Genomic DNA, 20,985 nt, shown 5'->3' on the forward strand with positions numbered 1-20,985 from the left:
GTGTGCGGTGCCCGTCCCCGCGCTGCGCGACCGGCGGTACGCAAGAGCCTAGAACCACTCCGCGCTGGTGGGGAGATCATTTCAGTCATTGCCTTGGACCGCCGTCCGGCCGAAAAGCGCGGGGCGGTTTCGCGGTGGTCGGGGGCGGTAAAGCAAGCGGCTGCGGGTGCCCGGTGTGGGCATCCGCAGCCGCCCGGCCTCGTCAGAGGTACTGACCGGTATTCGCCACCGTGTCGATGGAACGTCCGGTGTCCGCTCCCTGCTTTCCGGTGACGAGCGTGCGGATGAATACGATCCGCTCGCCCTTCTTGCCGGAGATGCGGGCCCAGTCGTCCGGGTTGGTGGTGTTGGGCAGGTCCTCGTTCTCCTTGAACTCGTCCACGCACGCCTGGAGGAGGTGGGAGACCCGAAGGCCCTTCTGGTTGTGTTCGAGGAAGGCCTTGATGGCCATCTTCTTGGCCCGGTCGACGATGTTCTGGATCATCGCTCCGGAGTTGAAGTCCTTGAAGTAGAGGACTTCCTTGTCGCCGTTGGCGTACGTGACCTCGAGGAAGCGGTTCTCCTCGGTTTCGGCGTACATCTGCTCGACGACGGTCTGGATCATGCTGTGCACGGTGCCGGCCGTGGAGCCCTGGTGTTCGGACAGGTCGTCCGTGTGCAGGGGCAGGGTGGCCTTGAGGTACTTCGCGAAGATGTCCTTCGCGGCCTCCGCGTCCGGGCGCTCGATCTTGATCTTCACGTCGAGGCGGCCGGGGCGCAGGATGGCCGGGTCGATCATGTCCTCGCGGTTGGAGGCGCCGATGACGATGACGTTCTCCAGGCCCTCCACGCCGTCGATCTCGGCGAGGAGCTGCGGGACGATGGTGTTCTCCACGTCCGAGCTGACGCCGGATCCGCGGGTGCGGAAGAGGGATTCCATCTCGTCGAAGAAGACGATGACGGGGGTGCCCTCACTGGCCTTCTCGCGGGCACGCTGGAAGACGAGGCGGATGTGCCGCTCGGTCTCGCCGACGTACTTGTTGAGGAGCTCGGGTCCCTTGATGTTCAGGAAGTACGACTTCCCGGCCGCCTGTCCGGTCACCTCGGCGACCTTCTTGGCAAGGGAGTTGGCCACGGCCTTGGCGATGAGCGTCTTGCCGCATCCGGGCGGGCCGTAGAGCAGGATGCCCTTCGGCGGCCGCAGTTCGTGCTCCTTGAAGAGGTCCGGGTAGAGGTAGGGGAGCTCGACGGCGTCGCGGATCAGCTCGATCTGGTCGCCCAGGCCGCCGATCTTGTCGTAGTCGATGTCCGGGACCTCTTCGAGGACGAGGTCCTCGACCTCGCTCTTGGGGACCACTTCGTAGACGTAGCCGGAGCGCGGTTCGAGCAGCAGGGCGTCGCCGGGGCGGATGGTGATGTCCAGGAGCGGCTCGGCGAGCCTCACCACCCTTTCCTCGTCGGTGTGCCCGACCACCAGGGCCCGCTCGCCGTCCTCGAGGATCTCCTTGAGGGTGACGATGTCCCCGGCCCGCTCGAATTCCATGGCCTCGACCACGTTGAGCGCTTCGTTGAGCATGACCTCCTGGCCGCGCCGGAGGTCTTCCGGGTCGACGCTGGGGCTGACGTTCACGCGGAGTTTGCGGCCTCCGGTGAAGATGTCGACGGTGCCGTCCTCGTTCGCCTGCAGGAAGACACCGAATCCGGCCGGCGGCTGCGCGAGCCGGTCGACCTCCTCCTTCAGCGCGACGATCTGGTCGCGTGCTTCACGGAGGGTGTTCGCCAGTCGTTCGTTCTGCGCGGAGACGCCTGCCAGATTCGTCTGGAGCTCTACGATCCGCTCTTCGAGAATCCTCGTGTGTCGCGGAGAGTCGGCGAGCTTGCGTCGCAGGACGGCGATTTCCTGCTCGAGATAGGCAACCTGGCCGGCGGGGTCCTCAGACCCTCGCCCGGGCCGGATGCCGCGGTTGATGTCGTCGTCGTGGGCTGCCACGGTCCTCACCTCCTCCAAGGGGAGCTGGACGCTTCCTGACCCTACCTGGGCTGGTGGTGATTGAAACCCCTAGATCACAAAGACGGTAGGGGTGTGTCCGATCTTCACCCTTGCGTACTCCCTCACGCCAAGGAAATACCCACCCTTCAACATCGGAAAGCAGCCGGTTGTAAGGTCGAACTGTTCAACACCCGCCAGAGCTCGCGCGACTTGCCGCGAGTTGTGTCCGGGACGGATCACCGAGCGCAGGAAACGGCAGGAGATATGACCGTGCAGCAGGAGGCCCCGGCGGGCGGTGCCGGCGAGTCCGGAGAGCCGCTGGAGGTCTGGATCGACCAGGACCTCTGCACCGGGGACGGCATCTGCGTGCAGTACGCCCCGGAGGTGTTCGAGCTGGACATCGACGGTTTGGCGTACGTGAAGAGCGCCGATGACGAGCTGCTCCAGGAGCCGGGGGCGACCACTCCGGTTCCGCTGACGCTCCTGGTGGACGTGGTCGATTCGGCGAAGGAATGTCCGGGTGACTGCATCCACGTGAGGCGGGTTTCGGACAGGGTCGAGGTGTACGGTCCCGACGCCGAGTGACGGCTCAAACACGTCCGGCGGTCGAGTCCGTAAGCTCCTGGCGGAATTTTCCGCCGCTCCAGCGCCACTTGGCGAGCTGTTTCACGTCGGGTGCGTAGCGCGGCACCTCGGGTGAGGAGTACCCGAGGAGGGTGGCCGTGATCGCCGCGTCGCGGACCGTGAGATCGGTGGCGGTCCGGCGGGCCGCAGCGTCGAGGAGCGTGGCGACGACGCGGGGCGCGCCGTCGGGCGTCCGGGCGTGGGTGAGTACGTAGAGCGCGTGGGGCGGGGTGCCGGAGCCGGCGTCGCAGCGGACGGCCGCGACCGTCTCGGGGCGGCCGTCCCCGTCGAGGTCTCCCCGGGCGGTGTCCGTGACGGTGTGCGGGGCGCCCTTGCAGTCGAGGGGGTACGCGACCGCGTGCGCGTCGGGGGCGTCGGCCTGCCGGGCGTCCGGACCGGAGCCCGAGGCGGGTCCGGTGGCGGTCACGGCGGTCGCCCCGCCGGCCGGGGCTCCCTGGAGCAGCCCGGCGGCGGCCACGACGGCGGCCAGGGCCGCGGCGGTGACGACCCAGTGCCGGGGGCGGGTGTGCCCGTGGGCCGGGCTGTGGGGTGCGGGCGCGGCGGGGCTGTGCGGCACGCGGGGGGTCTCCTGTGCGCGGGGTGACGGGGAGCCAGCATCGTGCCACACCTCACACGGAGGGGGAACGGCCGGGTCCGGACCGGTGGGGCGGGGTGTCGTGGTCCCCTGCCCGTGACAACGAAAAGGCGCTGTGCCGCAGTTCCCCCGGGGCCGGGGGAACTGCGGCACAGCGCCTTGGTGTTGGGCCGTGCCCGGATCCGCGGTGGCGGGTCCGGTGGTGCGGGGGTCAGGCGGAGCGGTCGCTGCCGGGGCCGTCGTAGTCCTCGCCGTAGGCGCCCTTGGAGGGGCGGCGGCGGCGCATGGGGGGCTCGACGCCGTCCGCGAGGCGGCGGGCGGTGACGAGGAAGCCGGTGTGGCCGATCATGCGGTGGTCCGGACGGACGGCGAGGCCCTCGACGTGCCAGTTGCGGATCATCGATTCCCACGGCTGCGGTTCGGCGTAGCAGCCGAATTCGCGGATGGACTCGACGGTGCGCGAGAGCTGCGTGGTGGTGGCCACGTAGCAGCACAGGATGCCGCCGGGGACCAGGGCCTTGGAGACGGCCTCCAGGCACTCCCAGGGGGCGAGCATGTCGAGGATGACGCGGTCGACGTCGGTGTCGGACAGGTTGTCCTGGAGGTCGCCGACGGTGAGGGTCCACGCGGGGTGGGGACCGCCGAAGTAGCGCTCGACGTTGGCCGTGGCGATCTCGGCGAAGTCCGCGCGGCGCTCGTAGCTGTGGAGCATGCCCTGGTCGCCGATGGCGCGCAGCAGGAAGCTGCTGAGCGAGCCGGAGCCGACGCCCGCCTCCACGACGCGGGCGCCGGGGAAGATGTCGGCGAAGGCCAGGATCTGGCCGGCGTCCTTGGGGTAGACCACGGCGGCACCGCGGGGCATGGACAGGACATAGTCGGGGAGCAGGGGGCGCAGCGCGAGGTACGCGACGTTGCCCGTGGTACGGACAACGCTTCCTTCGGGGGCGCCGATCAGCTCGTCGTGGGGGAAGGAACCCTTGTGGGTGTGGAAATTCTTCCCGGCTTCGAGCGTGAACGTGTAGTGGCGGCCCTTGGGGTCGGTGAGCTGAACCTGGTCCCCGACCTCGAAGGGCCCGCGTCGGCGGGCGGCACCGGTCGGTTCGGACATGTGACCAGTGTATTGGCTTCAGGACTGGGGGCGTGCCATGGCCTTCACGAAGGCCTTCTCGACGTCGAGGGTGGACAGGACGCCGTAGATGCGGCCTTCGGGTTCGAGGACGAGGTACTCGGTGGCGGGGGTGGCGCGCAGGTGGTCGAGGAGTTCCTCGCCGGCGAGTTCGGCGGAGACCCTCATGCCGTCGGTGAGGTCCTGGGCGAGGGTGCTGACGGCGACCCAGGGGCGTCGGTGTTCGGGGACGGAGGCGATGGCGCTCTCGCGGACGATGGCGGTGGCGTCGCCCAGGCCGTCGACGACGACGAGGGCGCGGGCTCCGGCCTCGTTGGCGCGGCGGAGCGCCTCGGAGAGGGGCGTGGTGTGTTCGACGGGGATGGCCCGGCGGGTGAGGGTGCGGGCGCGCAGTTCGGGGAGGTGTTCGCGCAGGCGGGCCAGGCGCAGGCTGTTGCCGGCGCCGGTCCAGATGATGCCGGCGAGGATCGCGGCGAGGAGGGCGTCCATGACGGTGTTCATGCCGCCGATCTCCTGGGCGGGGTTGCCGAGGAGTCCGGTGTGGGTGAGGAGCGGCAGGCCGAGGAGGACGGCGACGGCGAGGCCGCGGCCGACCCAGGCGGCGGCGATGGTGCCGGCCATGGGTTTGCCGGTGATGCCCCAGATGACGGCGCGGAGCATGCGTCCGCCGTCGAGGGGGAGGCCGGGCAGGAGGTTGAAGGCGGCGACGAGGAGGTTGGAGATCATCAGCCCGGCGAGGAGGACGCCGGGGACGGTGGCGGGGTCGACGACCTTCATGCCGAGGTGGAAGACGCCGGCGAGGGCGAGGGAGAGCAGGGGGCCGACGAAGGCGAGGACGAATTCGCGGCCGGGGGTCTCGGACTCCTTCTCGATCTCGGAGACTCCGCCGAAGAACTGGAGCTGGATGCGGCGCACGGGCAGCTTGAAGCGGAGCGCGGCGATGGTGTGCGCGAGCTCGTGGACGAGCACGGAGGCGTAGAAGGCGACGGCGAAGAAGAGCGAGACGAGGTAACGGGCGGGTCCGAGGTCGGGCAGGACGCGGTCGAGCTGGTCGCCGAAGACCCAGGTGATGAGGGCGGCGACGAGGAACCAGCTGGGCGAGACGTAGACGGGTACGCCGAAGGGGCGGCCCATGAGGATGCCGCCGCCCGGATCGGAGCGCTTGGTGCGGCGCGCGCCGGTTTCGTCGGTGTCTGCCACAGGTTTCCTTCGTTCGGGGGTCCCCCGGGGGTGGGGTCCGGCGGGGGGTCTGTCTCCAGTGTGGTGCCTGGTGCCGGGGTGGTGTCGCGGCGGGGGGTGGTCGCGCGGTGTGATGCTCCGATCATGCAGGGCGAGGGTCCCCGCAGTCGATGGTATGCGCGTGCTGTCGGCGTGGGGCCGTAGGGTTTCGCGCATGACGACGATCCCCGGTCCCGTGCCCGGTGCGCGGGGCGATGACACCTCCGCCGGCGCTTCCGCCGACGTACCCGCGGTCGCGGCCGACGTCGCGCCCGCCGAGGCCGGCGCCGGTGTGGCCCCGGGTGCCGCCCGGCCGACGTCGCTGTCCCCTTCGCGGGCCGGCGATTTCATGCAGTGCCCGTTGCTGTACCGGTTCCGGGTGATCGACCGGTTGCCGGAGAAGCCCAGTACGGCGGCGACGCGCGGGACGCTGGTGCACGCGGTGCTGGAGCGTCTCTTCGATCATCCGGCGGTGGAGCGGACGGCGCCGCGGGCGAAGGCGTTGATCCCGGCGCAGTGGGACCGGTTGCTGGAGTCGAAGCCGGAGCTGGCGGAGCTGTTCCCGGCGGACGACGGGGGCGAGGGGCTGGCGCGGTGGCTTTCGGAGGCCGAGGCGCTGGTGGACCGGTGGTTCACGTTGGAGGACCCGACGCGGCTGGAGCCGGTGGAGCGGGAGTTCTTCGTGGAGACGGAGCTGGAGTCGGGGCTGCGGCTGCGCGGGATCATCGACCGGGTGGACGTGGCGCCGACGGGTGAGGTGCGGATCGTCGACTACAAGACGGGCAAGGCGCCGAGGCCGCAGTACGCGGAGGGCGCCCTGTTCCAGATGAAGTTCTACGCGCTGGTGGTGTGGCGGCTGAAGGGGGTCGTGCCGCGGCGCCTCCAGCTGGTGTACCTGGGCAGCGGGGACGTGCTGACGTACGACCCGGTGCCGGCGGATCTGGAGCGGGTGGAGCGCAAGCTGCACGCGCTGTGGGAGGCGATCCGGGAGGCGACGGAGACGGGTGACTGGCGTCCTCGTCCGACGAAGCTGTGCGGCTGGTGCGATCACCAGGCGGTGTGTCCCGAGTTCGGCGGCACTCCCCCGGTGTACCCGTTGACGGTGGTCGGCCGGGGGGATCTCCCGGCTGGGTCGTGATCTTCGGGTCAGGGCAGAATGGGGCGGGTCCGCCGAAGTCGTCCGACGAATACGAGGTACCCCGTGGCGATCCGCGTCCTGCTGGTCGACGACCAGCCACTGCTGCGCACCGGTTTCCGGATGATCCTGGAGGCCGAGCCGGAGCTGGTGGTGGTGGGTGAGGCCGGGGACGGTCTGCAGGCGCTGGACCAGGTGCGGGCGCTTCAGCCCGACGTGGTGCTGATGGACATCCGGATGCCGCGGATGGACGGGGTGGAGGCGACGCGTCGGATCACGGGCCCGGAGCGGGACGGGCCGGCGAAGGTGCTGGTGCTGACCACCTTCGACCTGGACGAGTACGTGGTGGAGGCGTTGCGGGCGGGGGCGAGCGGATTCCTGTTGAAGGACGCCCCGGCGAACGAGTTGGTGCAGGCGATCCGGGTGGTCGCGGGCGGTGAGGCGATGCTCGCGCCGAGCATCACGCGGCGGCTGTTGGACAAGTACGCGGTGCACCTGCCGTCGGGCGAGGAGCGGGTCCCGGACACGCTGGGGACGCTGACCGAGCGCGAGGTCGAGGTGTTGAAGCTGGTGGCGCGGGGTCTGTCGAACGCGGAGATCGCGGCGGACCTGTTCGTCAGCGAGACGACGGTGAAGACGCACGTCGGGCACGTGCTGACAAAGCTGGGCCTGCGGGACCGGGTGCAGGCGGCGGTGTACGCGTACGAGAGCGGCCTGGTCCGCCCGGGCGCGCTGTAGGGCCCGCGGGCCCGGGCGGCCCCGGGGACACCACCGCCCGTACGCCCTCCGAGGGGGGGCCGTACGGGCGAGTGGTTTCCGCGGGATCCGGAGGGCCTAGCCCTTGCTGATCTCCCAGAAGCGGAAGACCGTGGAGGCGTCCAGGGACCACTGGAGGCCGGTGACGTTCTGGCGGGTGACGGCGTACTGCTTGCCCTGCCAGAGCGGGAGGATCGGCAGCTCGTCGGCGACGATGTCCTGGAGCCGGTTGTAGTCCATGTTGGCCGAGGTGCGGTCCGACTTCGCGGAGGTCGAGGGGATGATGGTCCCGCTGATCTCCTTGTTGTCGTAGTTGTTGTGCAGGACGTTGTCCGGGCCGAAGAACGGCTGCGTGAAGTTGTCGGCGTCCGGGTAGTCCGGGACCCAGCCCTTCACGTAGACGCCGTACTTGCCGGCCTCGATGTCCTTCTCGTACTGCTCGTACTCGACGGACTTCATGTCGGCCTCGAAGAGGCCGCTGTCGTTGAGCTGCTTGGCGATCACCTGGAACTGCTGGTCCGTGGAGGGGCCGTAGCGGGACGGCGTGGACCACAGGGTCAGCTTGATCTTGCCGGTGATGTTGGCGGCCTTGAGGACGGCCTTGGCCTTCTCCACGTTCGGGCTGCCGCCGTAGCGGTCGAAGAACGGGGTGGTGTGGCCCGCGATGCCCGCCGGGACGATGGAGTAGAGCGGGGCGGCGGTGCCGGCGTAGACGTCCTTGACGAGGGCTTCGCGGTCCACGAGGTAGGCGATGGCCTTGCGCACGGGGAGCTTGCCGACGACGGGGTCGTTGACGTTGAAGACCATGTGCTCGACCTCGGCGCCGGTGCCCTCGACGACGTCGATCTTCTGGTCGCCGGTCTTGGTGGCGGAGAGGGCGGCGATGTCCTTGGCGGCGAGACCGCGGAAGGCGAAGTCGACGTCGCCGCTCTGGAGGGTGTTCTTCAGGGCGGCCTGGTCGCCGTTGAAGAACTTGAGCGTGACGCCGGTGTTCTTGGCCTTGGCCTTGCCGGTGTAGGACTCGTTGACGGAGAAGCTCGCGCTCTTGTCGTTGATCGAGTCGAGCTTGTAGACGCCGGAGCCGACGGCCTTGCCGTCGGTGCGGAGCTTGTCGGCCGGGTATTCGGCGTGGTCGACGATGGAGCCCGCACCCGAGGCGATCTTGCTGGGGAAGGTCGCGTCGGAGGTCTTCAGGCGGAAGACGACGGTCTTCTCGTCGGGGGTGTCGATGCCGGCGATCGACGAGAGCATGACGGCGGGGCCGTTGGCGTCGTTGATCTTCAGCGTGCGCTCGAAGGAGAACTTGACGTCCTTCGAGGTGAGGCTGTGGCCGTTGCTGAACTTCAGGTTGGGGCGCAGCACGCACTTGAACTGCTTGCTGTCGCCGCCCTCGAAGTTGCAGGTCTGCGCGGCGTCGGGCTCCGGGCTGGTGCCGCCCTTGGGGAAGCTGAGCAGCGACTGGAAGACGTTGTTGAAGAGGAGCCAGGAGCCCGGGTCGTAGCCGGAGGCCGGGTCCACGGACTTCACCTTGTCGGATATGCCCATGACCACGCCCTTGCCGCTGCCGGCGTTGGCACCGTCGGTCGAACCGCAACCGCTGAGCAGCGCGGCCGCAGTGGCCGCGCCGAGCGGGGCCGCCAACCACTGGTTACGTCTCTTCACGCGAAAGTCCTTCACAGTCTTGTCTGGTCGTTGCGCCGGCCTGCGACGTCCGCCGCCGGATGCTGCCGGTACTGCCGGTCTCAGCCGCTGACACCTCGGCCGAGTTCCCACAGCTGGAGGTCGGAGATGGCGTTGACCGACCACTCCACCCCGGTGATCCCGTCGCGTGCGGCGACGTACTGCTTGCCCTGCCACAGGGGCAGGACGGGTACGTCCTCGGCGACGATGTCCTGCATCTCCGTGATCGCGGGCGAGGTGACCGTACGGTCGGCCGCGCGCCGGGCCTCGGGGATGAGCCTGGTGCGCACCGCGTTGTTGGCGTACGGCGTGCCCAGGAAGTTGTCCTGCTCCAGGAAGGGAGCGAGGAAGTTGTCGGCGTCCGGGTAGTCGGGGAACCAGCCGAGCCCGTAGGCGGCGTAGTCGCCCTTCTTCTGCGCGGGACGGAAGTCGCTCCACTCCTTGCCCTGGACGGTGATGTCGAAGAGCTGGGTGGAGTTGAGCTGGGTCTTGAGGGCCTCGAACTCGGCGGCGGTGCCGTCGCCGTAGTGGTCCGTGGTGTAGTTCAGGGTCAGCTTGACGGGGGTCTTGATCCCGGCTTCCTTCAGGATGCTCGCGGCCTTGGCGGTGTTGGCCTCGCCGTAGCGGTTGTAGAAGGAGTTGACGTGGCCGCCGACGGCGGTGGGGACCAGTGAGTACAGGGGCTGCGCGGACTTGCCGTAGACCTTGGAGATGACGTTGTTGCGGTCGACGGCGGCGGCGAGGGCCTGGCGTACGGCCTTGTCCTTGACGACGGGGGCGTCGGTGTTGAAGCCGAGGTAGCGGATCTCCAGGCCGGGCAGGGGGACGAGCTTGACGCCCTTGGGGGGCTTGGCGGAGAACTCGGTGATCTGGGCGGGCGACAGGGTGCGCGAGACCATGTGGACGGCGCCGTCGGCGAGGGCCTTGCCCATGGCGGCGGAGTCGTTGAAGGAGCGCAGCTCGACCTTGTCGTTCTGGACCTTGATGTCGCCCTTGTAGTTCGGGTTCTTGGTGAAGACGGCGCGGACGAGGTGGTTGTCCTTGACCTCGGCCTTCATCGTGTAGGGGCCGGAGCCGTCGACGGCGAAGCCGGGGCGCAGCTTCCTGGCCTCGTAGTTCTTCTCGCTGACGATGCCGGCGGCCGGGGTCGAGAGCTTGTACGGGAAGGTGGCGTCGGCGGTCTTCAGGTGGAAGACGACGGTGTCGGTGCCCTTGGTCTCGACGGTGTCGAGGGTGGAGAGCAGCGAGGAGGGGCCGTTCTCGTCCTTGATCGCGAGGACGCGGTCGATGGAGAACTTGACGTCCTTGGCGGTGAGCGGGTCGCCGCTCGCGAACTTCAGGCCCGGGCGCAGGGTGCAGCGGTAGCTCTCGTTGCCGGTGTCGGTGAAGCGGCAGTCGGAGGCCGCTTCGGGCACGGGCTGGCCGCCGCCGCGCGGGGTGTGCATCAGGGTCTGGACGGTCTGGCGCAGTACGTTCCAGGCGCCGGCGTCGTAGGCGTAGGCGGGGTCGAACGGGGCGGGGGCGTAGTCGGCGGCTTCGAACCGGTCGGTGGTGCCGACGACGATCGCTCCGGACGCTGCTCCTCCGCCGCTCGCGCTGCCGCAGGCGGACAGCGCGGGGGTGAGCAGGCCGATCGCGGCCGTCAGCACCATGGTCTTGCGGTTCATGCTGGACGTACTCCCTCACCCGGCACTTGTTCAAAGCGGCGTAGAGGGCACTTCGCGGCGTCGCCCGTTCAGGGCGGAACGATCGGGCCGGTGTTTGACGATCGGTCCACGCGGTGCCGGCACAGGGGTGTGTGTCCGGTACGGCAGAGGTGCGTGCGTAGTGCCCGCGTCGACATTAGTGGCCCGGGACGGGATGGCTGGAACCGTCAGGAGTTGGGGCGTAATCGGACGGTGATGGGCGCGGACTGACCGCTCATACGGGTGTCTTCGCAGATGGGGTCAGGAGATGATCAATCCGGACACATGGGAAGGCCCTGGGGGTGCGGGGCGGCCCCTCGGAGGGGTTCACGGGTGACCAAGGTCACCCGGTTTCACCCCCTTGGGGAGGATGGAATTTCGGCCTCCGGTGCCGGGCGCGGAAGATCCTCCCGCGATACCTGGGGCCCGCCCCTTTTCCGTTCGGTACGCAGCGTGCGCGCTCAGTTCAGGGGAGTGATGAGGGAGCGCAGGAACGGCAGGTCCACGTCCTCCAGGGAGCGGACCACGGTGCGGCCGGGCGCCGGTTCGATGCGGCCGACGGAGGGAATGGCGACGACCCGGCAACCCGCGGCCTCGGCGGCGGCGACGCCGGTGGCGGTGTCCTCGATGACGGCGCAGCGCGAGGGGTGCGCGCCGAGGGCCCGGGCGGCGAGGAGGTAGGGGTCGGGGTGGGGCTTGGTACGGGGGACCTCGTCGCCGGCGACGGTGAGGCTGAAGCGGTCGCGACCGAGGGTGAGCAGCACCTGGTCGATGACGCGGCGGTGGGAGGCGGAGACGAGGGCCGTGGGCACGTTGTGCCGGGCGAGCTCGCTCAGCAGTCGTTCGGCGCCGGGCATCAGGGGGACCTGGCCGGCGATGCGGGCCTCGAAGCGCTCGTTGAGCAGGACGCTGAGTTCGGCGAGGCCGATGTCGGCGCCGGTGGCCTCGATGAGGAAGCCGGCGCTGCGGCTCATGGGGCCGCCGACGACGACGTCGCGCCAGGCCTCGTCGAGGGTGTGGCCGAGCTCCTGGAAGATCTCCGCCTCGATCTCCCACCAGAACCCCTCGGTGTCGACGAGGGTGCCGTCCATGTCGAGGAGCACCGCCTGCAGGGCGTGACCGTCGGCCGTGCGGGCGACGGGGGCGGGGACGGTGCTGGTCATGCGTACGCCTCTCTGGGGGACGACGAGGCCGGTCACCTCGACCCGCGGGGGGCATCCCTCCGGGGAACAGGTGACCGGCCTGTATGGGACCGACCAGTGTACGCCGCTACGCGTCAGCGTGCGTTGAAATACTTCGCTTCGGGGTGGTGGATGACCAGAGCGTCGGTGGACTGCTCGGGGTGGAGCTGGAACTCCTCCGAGAGGTGGACGCCGATCCGCTCCGGGCGCAGGAGGTCGGCGATCTTCGCGCGGTCCTCCAGGTCGGGGCAGGCCCCGTAGCCCAGCGAGAAGCGGGCGCCGCGGTACTTGAGGTCGAACATGTCCTCGACGGAGGCGGGGTCCTCGCCGCCGAATCCGAGCTCGGCGCGGACCCGGGCGTGCCAGTACTCGGCCATGGCCTCGGCGAGCTGGACGGACAGGCCGTGCAGCTCCAGGTACTCGCGGTAGGAGTCGGACTCGAACAGCTTGGCGGTGGCCTCGCCGATCCTCGAACCGACGGTGACGACCTGGAGGCCGATGACGTCGGTCTCGCCGGACTCCTCCGGGCGGAAGAAGTCGGCGAGGCACAGGCGGCGGCCGCGGCGCTGGCGCGGGAAGGTGAAGCGGGTCCGCTCGTTGCCCTGCTCGTCGAGGATGATCAGGTCCTCGCCCTTGGAGACGCAGGGGAAGTAGCCGTAGACGACGGCCGCCTCCAGCAGGTTCTCGGTGTGCAGCTTGTCCAGCAGGCCGCGCAGGCGCGGTCGGCCCTCGCTCTCGACGAGCTCCTCGTACGTGGCCCCGCCGGCGCGGGCCTGCTTGAGCCCCCACTGGCCCTTGAAGAGGGCGCCCTCGTCCAGCCAGGAGGCGTAGTCCTTGAGCGGGATGCCCTTGACCACGCGGGTGCCCCAGAACGGCGGGGTGGGCACGGGGTTGTCGACGGCGACGTCCGAGCGGGCGCCGGGCTCCTCGGGCTCCTCCACCTGGAGGGCGGGCGTGTCGCGCTTGGGCACGCGGCGCTGCTTGAGCTCGGGCAGGGTGGCGCCGGGGACGCCGCGCTTGACGGCGATGAGGGCGTCCATCAGGCGCAGACCCTCGAAGGCGTCGCGGGCGTAGCGGACCTCGCCCTCGTAGATCTCGTGGAGGTCCTGTTCCACGTAGGCGCGGGTGAGGGCGGCGCCGCCGAGGATGACGGGGTAGTCCGCGGCCAGCTTGCGCTGGTTGAGCTCCTCCAGGTTCTCCTTCATGATCACGGTCGACTTGACGAGGAGCCCGGACATGCCGATGACGTCGGCCTTGTGTTCCTGCGCGGCTTCGAGGATCGCGGAGACCGGCTGCTTGATGCCGATGTTGACGACGTTGTAGCCGTTGTTGGTGAGGATGATGTCGACGAGGTTCTTGCCGATGTCGTGGACGTCGCCGCGGACGGTGGCGAGGACGATGGTGCCCTTGCCCTCGTCGTCGCTCTTCTCCATGTGGGGTTCGAGGTGGGCGACGGCCGTCTTCATGACCTCGGCGGACTGGAGGACGAAGGGGAGCTGCATCTGGCCGGAGCCGAACAGCTCGCCGACGACCTTCATGCCCTCCAGGAGGGTGTCGTTGACGATCTCCAGGGCGGGGCGTTCGCGGAGGGCCTCGTCGAGGTCGGCCTCCAGGCCGTTCTTCTCGCCGTCGATGATCCGCCGCCGCAGGCGCTCCTCCAGGGGCAGGGCGAGCAGTTCCTCGGCGCGGCCGGCCTTGAGGGACTTGGTGTTGACACCCTCGAAGAGGGCCATCAGCTTCTGGAGGGGGTCGTAGTCGCCCTCGCGGCGGTCGTAGATGAGGTCGAGGGCGGTGGTGACCTGTTCGTCGTCGAACCGGGCGATCGGAAGGATCTTGGAGGCGTGGACGATCGCGGAGTCCAGCCCGGCCTTGACGCACTCGTCGAGGAAGACGGAGTTGAGCAGGACGCGGGCGGCCGGGTTGAGCCCGAAGGAGATGTTGGACAGGCCGAGGGTGGTCTGCACGTCGGGGTGGCGGCGCTTGAGTTCGCGGATCGACTCGATGGTGGCGATGCCGTCGCCGCGGGACTCCTCCTGACCGGTGCAGATGGTGAAGGTCAGGGTGTCGATGAGGATGTCCGACTCGCGGATGCCCCAGTTGGTGGTGAGGTCCTCGATGAGGCGCTCGGCGATGGCCACCTTGTGTTCGACGGTGCGGGCCTGGCCCTCCTCGTCGATGGTCAGGGCGATCAGCGCGGCGCCGTGCTCGCGGGCCAGTCGGGTGACCTTGGCGAAGCGGGAGTCGGGGCCGTCGCCGTCCTCGTAGTTGACGGAGTTGATGACGGCGCGGCCGCCCAGCATCTCCAGGCCGGCCTGGAGGACGGGCACCTCGGTGGAGTCCAGGACGATGGGCAGGGTGGAGGCGGTCGCGAAGCGGCCGGCGAGCTCGCGCATGTCGGCGACGCCGTCGCGGCCGACGTAGTCGACGCACAGGTCGAGCATGTGCGCGCCCTCGCGGATCTGGTCGCGGGCCATCTCCACGCAGTCGTCCCAGCGGGCCTCCAGCATGGCCTCGCGGAACTTCTTCGAACCGTTGGCGTTCGTCCGCTCGCCGATGGCCATGTACGAGGTGTCCTGCCGGAACGGCACGGTCTGGTACAGGGAAGCGGCGCCGGGCTCGGGCCGGGGGTCGCGCGGGGCGAGGGCGAGGCCCTGGACCCGCTCGACGACCTGGCGCAGGTGCTCGGGGGTGGAGCCGCAGCAGCCGCCGACGAGGGAGAGCCCGTACTCGCGGACGAAGGTCTCCTGGGCGTCGGCCATCTCGGGCGCGGTCAGCGGGTAGTGCGCGCCGTCCTTGGTCAGGACGGGCAGACCGGCGTTGGGCATGCAGGAGATCGGGATGCGGGAGTGGCGCGCGAGGTAGCGCAGGTGCTCGCTCATCTCGGCGGGGCCGGTGGCGCAGTTCAGGCCGATCATGTCGATGCCGAGGGGCTCCAGCGCGGTGAGGGCCGCGCCGATCTCGGAGCCGAGCAGCATGGTGCCGGTGGTCTCGACGGTGACGGAGCAGATCAGCGGGACCTTGACGCCGAGGGCCGCCATGGCGCGGTGGGCGCCGATGATGGAGGACTTGGTCTGCAGGAGGTCCTGGGTGGTCTCGACGAGCAGCGCGTCGGCGCCGCCGGAGATCAGGCCTTCGGCGTTGGTCTGGTAGGCGTCGCGGATCCGGTCGTAGGTGATGTGACCGAGGGTGGGCAGCTTGGTGCCGGGGCCGATGGAGCCCAGGACCCAGCGCTGCCGGCCGGTGGAGGCGGTGAACTCGTCGGCGACCTCGCGGGCGATGCGGGCACCGGCCTCGGACAGCTCGAAGTTGCGTTCGGGAATGTCGTACTCGCCGAGCGCGGAGAAGTTCGCGCCGAAGGTGTTGGTCTCCACGCAGTCCACTCCGACGGCGAAGTACGCCTCGTGGACGGAGCGCACGATGTCGGGGCGGGTGACGTTGAGGACCTCGTTGCAGCCTTCGAGCTGCTGGAAGTCCTCCATGCTGGGGTCCTGTGCCTGGAGCATCGTCCCCATGGCCCCGTCGGCGACGACCACGCGGGTCGCGAGTGCCTCTCGGAGGGCGTCGGCCCGGGTCTGGGTGTCGGCGGACGGGTTCGGCAACGAGGCCATGGTGGGGCTCCCTGGAGTGCGACGGCTGTCGGCTTTGCACTCCTGCCTGTGTCAGGGGTGCACGCGGTCAGGGTAACCGTGCCGGGCCCCACCCGGTGAGGGCGTCCCACGGAACGGACTGCATTCTGTGCGGCGGGGGCTGCGCACGGGAGGGTGGGTGCGCCGCACCGGGTGACCGCCCAAGCATGCACAAGGTCGGCATCGACCGATACTGTTCAGCATTGTCGAACTACGTCAGCAGGAGGCTGCGCGATGGCACGGAACATCCAGTCGCTCGAACGAGCCGCTGCGATGCTGCGACTCCTGGCGGGCGGGGAGCGCCGGCTGGGCCTGTCGGACGTGGCGTCCTCGTTGGGCCTGGCCAAGGGCACGGCGCACGGGATCCTGCGCACGCTACAGGCCGAGGGCTTCGTGGAACAGGACCCGGCCTCGGGCCGCTACCAGCTGGGCGCGGAGCTGCTGCGCCTGGGCAACAGCTACCTGGACGTGCACGAGCTGCGCGCCCGGGCGCTGGTCTGGACGGACGACCTGGCCCGGGCGAGCGGGGAGAGCGTGTACGTGGGGGTACTGCACAAGAGCGGGGTGCTGATCATGCACCACGTGTTCCGCCCGGACGACAGCCGTCAAGTGCTGGAGGTGGGGGCCATGCAGCCGCTGCACTCCACGGCACTGGGCAAGGTGCTGTCGGCCTACGACCCGGTGGCGCACTCCGAGGTCATGGAGCTCGACCGGGAGGCGTTCACGCCCCGTACGGTCACGGACGCGGTGGGCTTCGAGGAGGTCCTGGACCTGACGCGGGCGCGCGGCTGGGCCGCCGACGTCGAGGAGACCTGGGAGGGCATCGCCTCGGTCGCGGCGCCGATCCACGACCGTCGCCGGATGCCGGTGGGGGCCGTGGCGGTCGCGGGGGCGGTGGAGCGGGTCTGCGGGGAGTCCGGTGAGCCGCGGGCGGCCCTGGTGGCCTCCGTGCGCGACTGCGCGCGGTCGGTTTCGCGCGACCTCGGCGCGGGCCGGTTCTGAGCTTGACCTGAAGGTTTCGATCCACCCGATGGCGCCTGCGGGCGCCATTTGGGTGGATTTTGTCTTTTAGCGATCGATCGTTGGCTTGATTTGGGCGATCGTACTGCGGGGTAACGATCCGGTTCTTTGACCTGGTCAGCCCTTGACGCGTTCTTCACTCAGGCGGAAAACTGCCGTTCATCGGTCGGCATTGTCGAACACCTACCGGCAATACGCGTTAGGGTATGGCGAGGCCAAGGACCGGTGCAGCACTCACCGAGTGCGTGGACCACCGGAGGGACCCGGTGTCCGCCCACCCCTGGACGTAAGACAAAGGAGTCGCGGGTGTCCAGCTCCGACATCTTCATCGGCGAGACCATCGGTACCGCCCTGCTCACACTGCTCGGCGGCGGCGTGTGCGCCGCCCTCACGCTCAAGAGCTCCAAGGCCCGCGGCGCGGGTTGGCTCTCGATCACCTTCGGGTGGGGCTTCGCGGTCCTGATCGCCGCCTACGTCTCCGCGCCGCTGTCCGGCGCGCACCTCAACCCGGCGGTCACCGTCGGCATCGCCGTCAAGACCGGCGAGTGGGGTGACGTCCCCGTCTACTTCGCGGGCCAGCTCCTCGGCGCCATGCTCGGCGCGGTCCTGATGTGGATCACGTACTACGGCCAGTTCCGCGTGCACCTGGCGGACCCGGAGAACATCAAGGACGCCAAGCTCGGCCCCGAGGACCCGCACCCGCACGACGTCGCCGGCCCGGTGCTCGGCATCTTCTCGACCGGCCCCGAGATCCGCAACGTCGTCCAGAACCTGGCGACGGAGATCATCGGCACCTTCGTCCTGGTCCTGGCGATCCTCACCCAGGGCCTCCAGGACGACGGCAAGGGCCTCGGCGTCATCGGCGTCCTGATCACCTCCTTCGTGGTCGTCGGCATCGGCCTCTCGCTCGGCGGTCCGACCGGCTACGCCATCAACCCGGTCCGCGACCTCGGTCCCCGCATCGTCCACGCCCTGCTCCCGCTGCCCAACAAGGGCGGCTCGGACTGGGGGTACTCCTGGATCCCCGTCGTCGGCCCGCTCGTCGGTGCCGCCGTCGCCGGTGGTCTGTACAACATCGCGTTCGCCTGATCAGCATCTGCAGCGCTCGTAAGATCCGCACCGCGTTCCTGATTCCGCCAACTCACCAGACCTGCCAGGAGCAGCCATCATGACCAGCAGCACCGGCCCGTTCATCGCCGCGATCGACCAGGGCACCACCTCCTCCCGTTGCATCGTCTTCGACCGCGACGGCCGCATCGTCGCCGTCGACCAGAAGGAGCACGAGCAGATCTTCCCGAAGCCGGGCTGGGTCGAGCACGACGCCACCGAGATCTGGACCAACGTCCAGGAGGTCGTCGCCGGGGCCATCGCCAAGGCCGAGATCACCGCCGCCGACGTCAAGGCCGTCGGCATCACCAACCAGCGCGAGACCACCGTCCTGTGGGACCGGCACACCGGCGAGCCGGTGCACAACGCGCTGGTCTGGCAGGACACCCGCACCGACGCCCTGTGCAAGGAGCTCGGCCGCAACGTCGGCCAGGACCGCTTCCGCCGCGAGACCGGCCTGCCGCTGGCGAGCTACTTCGCCGGCCCGAAGGTCCGCTGGCTGCTGGACAACGTCGAGGGCCTGCGCGAGCGCGCCGCGGCCGGCGACATCCTCTTCGGCACCATGGACTCCTGGGTCATCTGGAACCTCACGGGCGGCGCCGAGGGCGGCGTGCACGTCACCGACGTCACCAACGCCTCGCGCACCATGCTCATGAACCTGCACACCCTCGCGTGGGACGAGAAGATCGCGGAGTCCATGGACGTCCCGCTGGGCGTCCTCCCCGAGATCAAGTCCTCCGCCGAGGTCTACGGCCACGTCAAGGAAGGCGTCCTCGCCGGCGTCCCGGTCGCCTCGGCGCTCGGTGACCAGCAGGCCGCCCTCTTCGGCCAGACCTGCTTCGCCGAGGGCGAGGCGAAGTCCACCTACGGCACCGGCACGTTCATGCTCATGAACACCGGCGACAAGATCATCAACTCCTACAGCGGCCTGCTGACCACCGTCGGCTACCAGATCGGCGACCAGAAGCCGGTCTACGCGCTGGAGGGCTCCATCGCCGTCACCGGCTCGCTCGTCCAGTGGATGCGCGACCAGATGGGCATGATCAAGACCGCGGCCGAGATCGAGACCCTCGCGCTCTCCGTCGAGGACAACGGCGGCGCCTACTTCGTGCCGGCCTTCTCCGGCCTGTTCGCCCCGTACTGGCGCTCCGACGCCCGCGGCGTGATCGCCGGCCTCACCCGGTACGTCACCAAGGCGCACATCGCCCGTGCCGTCCTGGAGGCCACCGCCTGGCAGACCCGCGAGATCACCGACGCCATGACCAAGGACTCCGGCGTCGAGCTGGCGGCCCTCAAGGTCGACGGTGGTATGACCTCCAACAACCTGCTGATGCAGACGCTCTCGGACTTCCTGGACGCCCCCGTGGTGCGCCCGATGGTCGCCGAGACCACCTGTCTCGGCGCCGCCTACGCCGCCGGCCTGGCCGTCGGCTTCTGGCCCGACACCGACGCCCTGCGCGCCAACTGGCGCCGCGCGGCGGAGTGGACCCCGCGGATGCCCGCCGACCAGCGGGACCGCGAGTACAAGAACTGGCTCAAGGCCGTAGAGCGGTCCATGGGCTGGATCGACGACGAAGACGCCAGCTGACCGCACCGGCTGAGTCAATCGACGAGGAGCTGAAAGAGATATGAGCACCCTGCAGAGCGTTCCCACGCTGGGTACGCACCCCAACGCCGGCTCGAACGCGAGCCGCGCCGAGACCCGTGAGCAGCTGTCGAAGGCCACCTACGACCTGCTCGTCATCGGCGGTGGCATCCTGGGCACCTCGGTGGCCTGGCACGCCGCGCAGTCGGGTCTGCGGGTTGCCATGGTGGACGCCGGCGACTTCGCCGGCGCCACCTCCTCCGCCTCCTCCAAGCTGGTCCACGGCGGTCTGCGCTACCTGCAGACCGGCGCGGTCAAGCTGGTCGCCGAGAACCACCACGAGCGCCGGGTGCTGGCCAAGGACGTGGCCCCGCACCTGGTCAACCCGCTGACCTTCTACCTGCCCGTGTACAAGGGCGGTCCGGTCGGCGCGGCGAAGCTGGGCGCGGGCGTGTTCGCGTACTCGGCGCTCTCGGCCTTCGGCGACGGCATCGGCAAGGTCATCTCGCCCGCCCGCGCCGTGGCCGACAACCCCGGTCTGAAGACGGACAACCTGAAGGCCGTCGCCGTCTACTACGACCACCAGATGAACGACTCGCGGGTCGCCGTGATGACGGTCCGCGCCGCGGTCGAGTCCGGTGCGGTCGTCCTCAACCACGCCGAGGTCACCGGCCTGCGCACCACGCGCGGCCGGGTCTCCGGCGCCGAGCTCAAGGACCGCCTCGACGGCACCGAGTTCGGGGTCGACGCGCGCGTCGTGCTCAACGCCACCGGCCCGTGGGTGGACCACCTGCGGCGCATGGAAGACAAGCACGCGATGCCGTCGATCCGCCTCTCCAAGGGCGCGCACATCGTCATGAAGCGCAAGTCGCCGTGGAAGGCCGCCATGGCCACCCCGATCGACAAGTACCGCATCACCTTCGCCCTGCCGTGGGAGGACCAGCTCCTGCTCGGCACCACCGACGAGGTCTACGAGGGCGACCCGGCGGACGTGCGCGCCACCGAGTCCGACATCCAGCAGATCCTCGACGAGGCGGCCTTCTCCGTGAAGGACGCCGACCTCGACCGGTCCCTGATGACGTACGCCTTCGCCGGCCTGCGGGTGCTGCCCGGCGGCCCCGGCGGCGTCGAGAAGGCCAAGCGCGAGACCGTGGTCTCCGAGGGCGCCGGCGGCATGCTGTCGGTGGCCGGCGGCAAGTGGACGACGTACCGTCACATCGGCCGTGTGGTGATGGAGAAGCTCGCCAAGCTCCCGGGCAGCCCGCTGACCGAGGACATGGAGCCGGTCAAGTCCCTCGTGCGGCGCGTCCCGCTGCCCGGTGTCGCCAACCCGAACGCGGTCGCGCACCGTCTGCTGGTGGACCGCGAGCCCGGAGCCCGCATGGACCCGCTGACCGCCCGTCACCTGGCCTCGCACTACGGCTCGCTGGCCTTCGACGTCGCCCGTCTGGCGAACGAGGACCCGGCGCTGGCCGAGCGCATCCACCCGGACGGTCCGGAGATCTGGGCGCAGGTCGCGTACGCCCGTGACTTCGAGTGGGCCGAGACCGTCGACGACGTGCTGCGTCGCCGTACGACGGTGACGGTCCGCGGCCTGGACGACGAGGCCGTGCGCACCCGCGTCGAGGAGATGCTGGGCCGCCAGGCATAGGTGTCACGCAGGTGGGGAAGAGGGGCG

Annotated in this window: 15 protein-coding genes; 7 read left to right on the top strand and 8 right to left on the bottom strand. The window is 69.6% G+C overall.

Features of this window, described 5'->3' with window-relative positions; all coding sequences use genetic code 11:
- Positions 1-202: 202 nt before the first annotated feature.
- Positions 203-1,969 carry a proteasome ATPase gene (gene arc, locus ACZ6ZI_RS19205; protein WP_365176652.1) on the bottom strand — a complete coding sequence of 589 codons (1,767 nt, stop codon included), beginning with the start codon at positions 1,967-1,969 and terminating at the stop codon, positions 203-205.
- 264 nt (positions 1,970-2,233) lie between these two features.
- Here arc and ACZ6ZI_RS19210 point away from each other — a divergent pair, with 264 nt between their 5' ends.
- On the top strand, positions 2,234-2,554 hold the full coding sequence (locus ACZ6ZI_RS19210) for a ferredoxin (protein WP_363061139.1): 321 nt from the start codon (positions 2,234-2,236) through the stop codon (positions 2,552-2,554).
- A 4-nt stretch (positions 2,555-2,558) separates the two neighbouring features.
- On the opposite strand, the gene ACZ6ZI_RS19215 is transcribed toward ACZ6ZI_RS19210, so the two are convergent.
- The 3 genes from ACZ6ZI_RS19215 to ACZ6ZI_RS19225 form a co-directional block, all read right to left on the bottom strand.
- Positions 2,559-3,170, bottom strand: coding sequence for a hypothetical protein (locus ACZ6ZI_RS19215; RefSeq protein WP_469522116.1), 612 nt, complete (start codon positions 3,168-3,170; stop codon positions 2,559-2,561).
- 229 nt (positions 3,171-3,399) lie between these two features.
- The gene (locus tag ACZ6ZI_RS19220; RefSeq protein ID WP_073920425.1) at positions 3,400-4,296 is read right to left on the bottom strand and encodes a tRNA (adenine-N1)-methyltransferase; all 897 of its coding nucleotides are present in this window, start codon (positions 4,294-4,296) and stop codon (positions 3,400-3,402) included.
- Between the two features lie 18 nt (positions 4,297-4,314).
- Positions 4,315-5,883, bottom strand: coding sequence for a site-2 protease family protein (locus ACZ6ZI_RS19225; RefSeq protein WP_469522118.1), 1,569 nt, complete (start codon positions 5,881-5,883; stop codon positions 4,315-4,317).
- Here ACZ6ZI_RS19225 and ACZ6ZI_RS19230 point away from each other — a divergent pair.
- Entirely contained in the window at positions 5,882-6,670 is a 789-nt protein-coding gene (locus ACZ6ZI_RS19230; protein WP_363056736.1) for a RecB family exonuclease, read from the top strand. The two genes, ACZ6ZI_RS19225 and ACZ6ZI_RS19230, sit on opposite strands and share 2 nt — an antisense overlap.
- Positions 6,671-6,733: 63 nt before the next feature.
- Entirely contained in the window at positions 6,734-7,405 is a 672-nt protein-coding gene (locus tag ACZ6ZI_RS19235) for a response regulator transcription factor (RefSeq protein WP_363056495.1), read from the top strand.
- A gap of 96 nt (positions 7,406-7,501) precedes the next feature.
- Here ACZ6ZI_RS19235 and ACZ6ZI_RS19240 read toward each other — a convergent pair whose 3' ends face one another.
- The 4 genes from ACZ6ZI_RS19240 to metH all read right to left on the bottom strand — a co-directional run bounded on the left by ACZ6ZI_RS19240 (position 7,502) and on the right by metH (position 15,577).
- Positions 7,502-9,085, bottom strand: a complete 1,584-nt coding sequence (locus ACZ6ZI_RS19240) for an ABC transporter substrate-binding protein (RefSeq protein WP_363056497.1) — start codon at positions 9,083-9,085, stop codon at positions 7,502-7,504.
- Between the two features lie 80 nt (positions 9,086-9,165).
- The gene (locus tag ACZ6ZI_RS19245) at positions 9,166-10,770 is read right to left on the bottom strand and encodes an ABC transporter substrate-binding protein (RefSeq protein WP_469522124.1); all 1,605 of its coding nucleotides are present in this window, start codon (positions 10,768-10,770) and stop codon (positions 9,166-9,168) included.
- A gap of 479 nt (positions 10,771-11,249) precedes the next feature.
- Positions 11,250-11,951 carry an HAD family hydrolase gene (locus ACZ6ZI_RS19250; RefSeq protein ID WP_469522126.1) on the bottom strand — a complete coding sequence of 234 codons (702 nt, stop codon included), beginning with the start codon at positions 11,949-11,951 and terminating at the stop codon, positions 11,250-11,252.
- Between the two features lie 113 nt (positions 11,952-12,064).
- Positions 12,065-15,577, bottom strand: a complete 3,513-nt coding sequence (gene metH / locus ACZ6ZI_RS19255; RefSeq protein WP_469522128.1) for a methionine synthase — start codon at positions 15,575-15,577, stop codon at positions 12,065-12,067.
- 252 nt (positions 15,578-15,829) lie between these two features.
- Between metH and ACZ6ZI_RS19260 the strand changes: the two genes are divergently transcribed.
- From ACZ6ZI_RS19260 to ACZ6ZI_RS19275, 4 genes are all read left to right on the top strand, one after another.
- The gene (locus ACZ6ZI_RS19260; RefSeq protein ID WP_363056505.1) at positions 15,830-16,597 is read left to right on the top strand and encodes an IclR family transcriptional regulator; all 768 of its coding nucleotides are present in this window, start codon (positions 15,830-15,832) and stop codon (positions 16,595-16,597) included.
- 324 nt (positions 16,598-16,921) lie between these two features.
- Positions 16,922-17,704 carry an MIP/aquaporin family protein gene (locus ACZ6ZI_RS19265; RefSeq protein WP_469522131.1) on the top strand — a complete coding sequence of 261 codons (783 nt, stop codon included), beginning with the start codon at positions 16,922-16,924 and terminating at the stop codon, positions 17,702-17,704.
- A 79-nt stretch (positions 17,705-17,783) separates the two neighbouring features.
- The gene (gene glpK, locus ACZ6ZI_RS19270) at positions 17,784-19,310 is read left to right on the top strand and encodes a glycerol kinase GlpK (protein ID WP_469522133.1); all 1,527 of its coding nucleotides are present in this window, start codon (positions 17,784-17,786) and stop codon (positions 19,308-19,310) included.
- Between the two features lie 40 nt (positions 19,311-19,350).
- Positions 19,351-20,958 (top strand): glycerol-3-phosphate dehydrogenase/oxidase, encoded by a 1,608-nt coding sequence (locus tag ACZ6ZI_RS19275; RefSeq protein ID WP_363056511.1) that lies wholly within the window; start codon positions 19,351-19,353, stop codon positions 20,956-20,958.
- Positions 20,959-20,985 lie beyond the last annotated feature (27 nt).

The organism is Streptomyces sp. NPDC103540 (assembly GCF_055584445.1).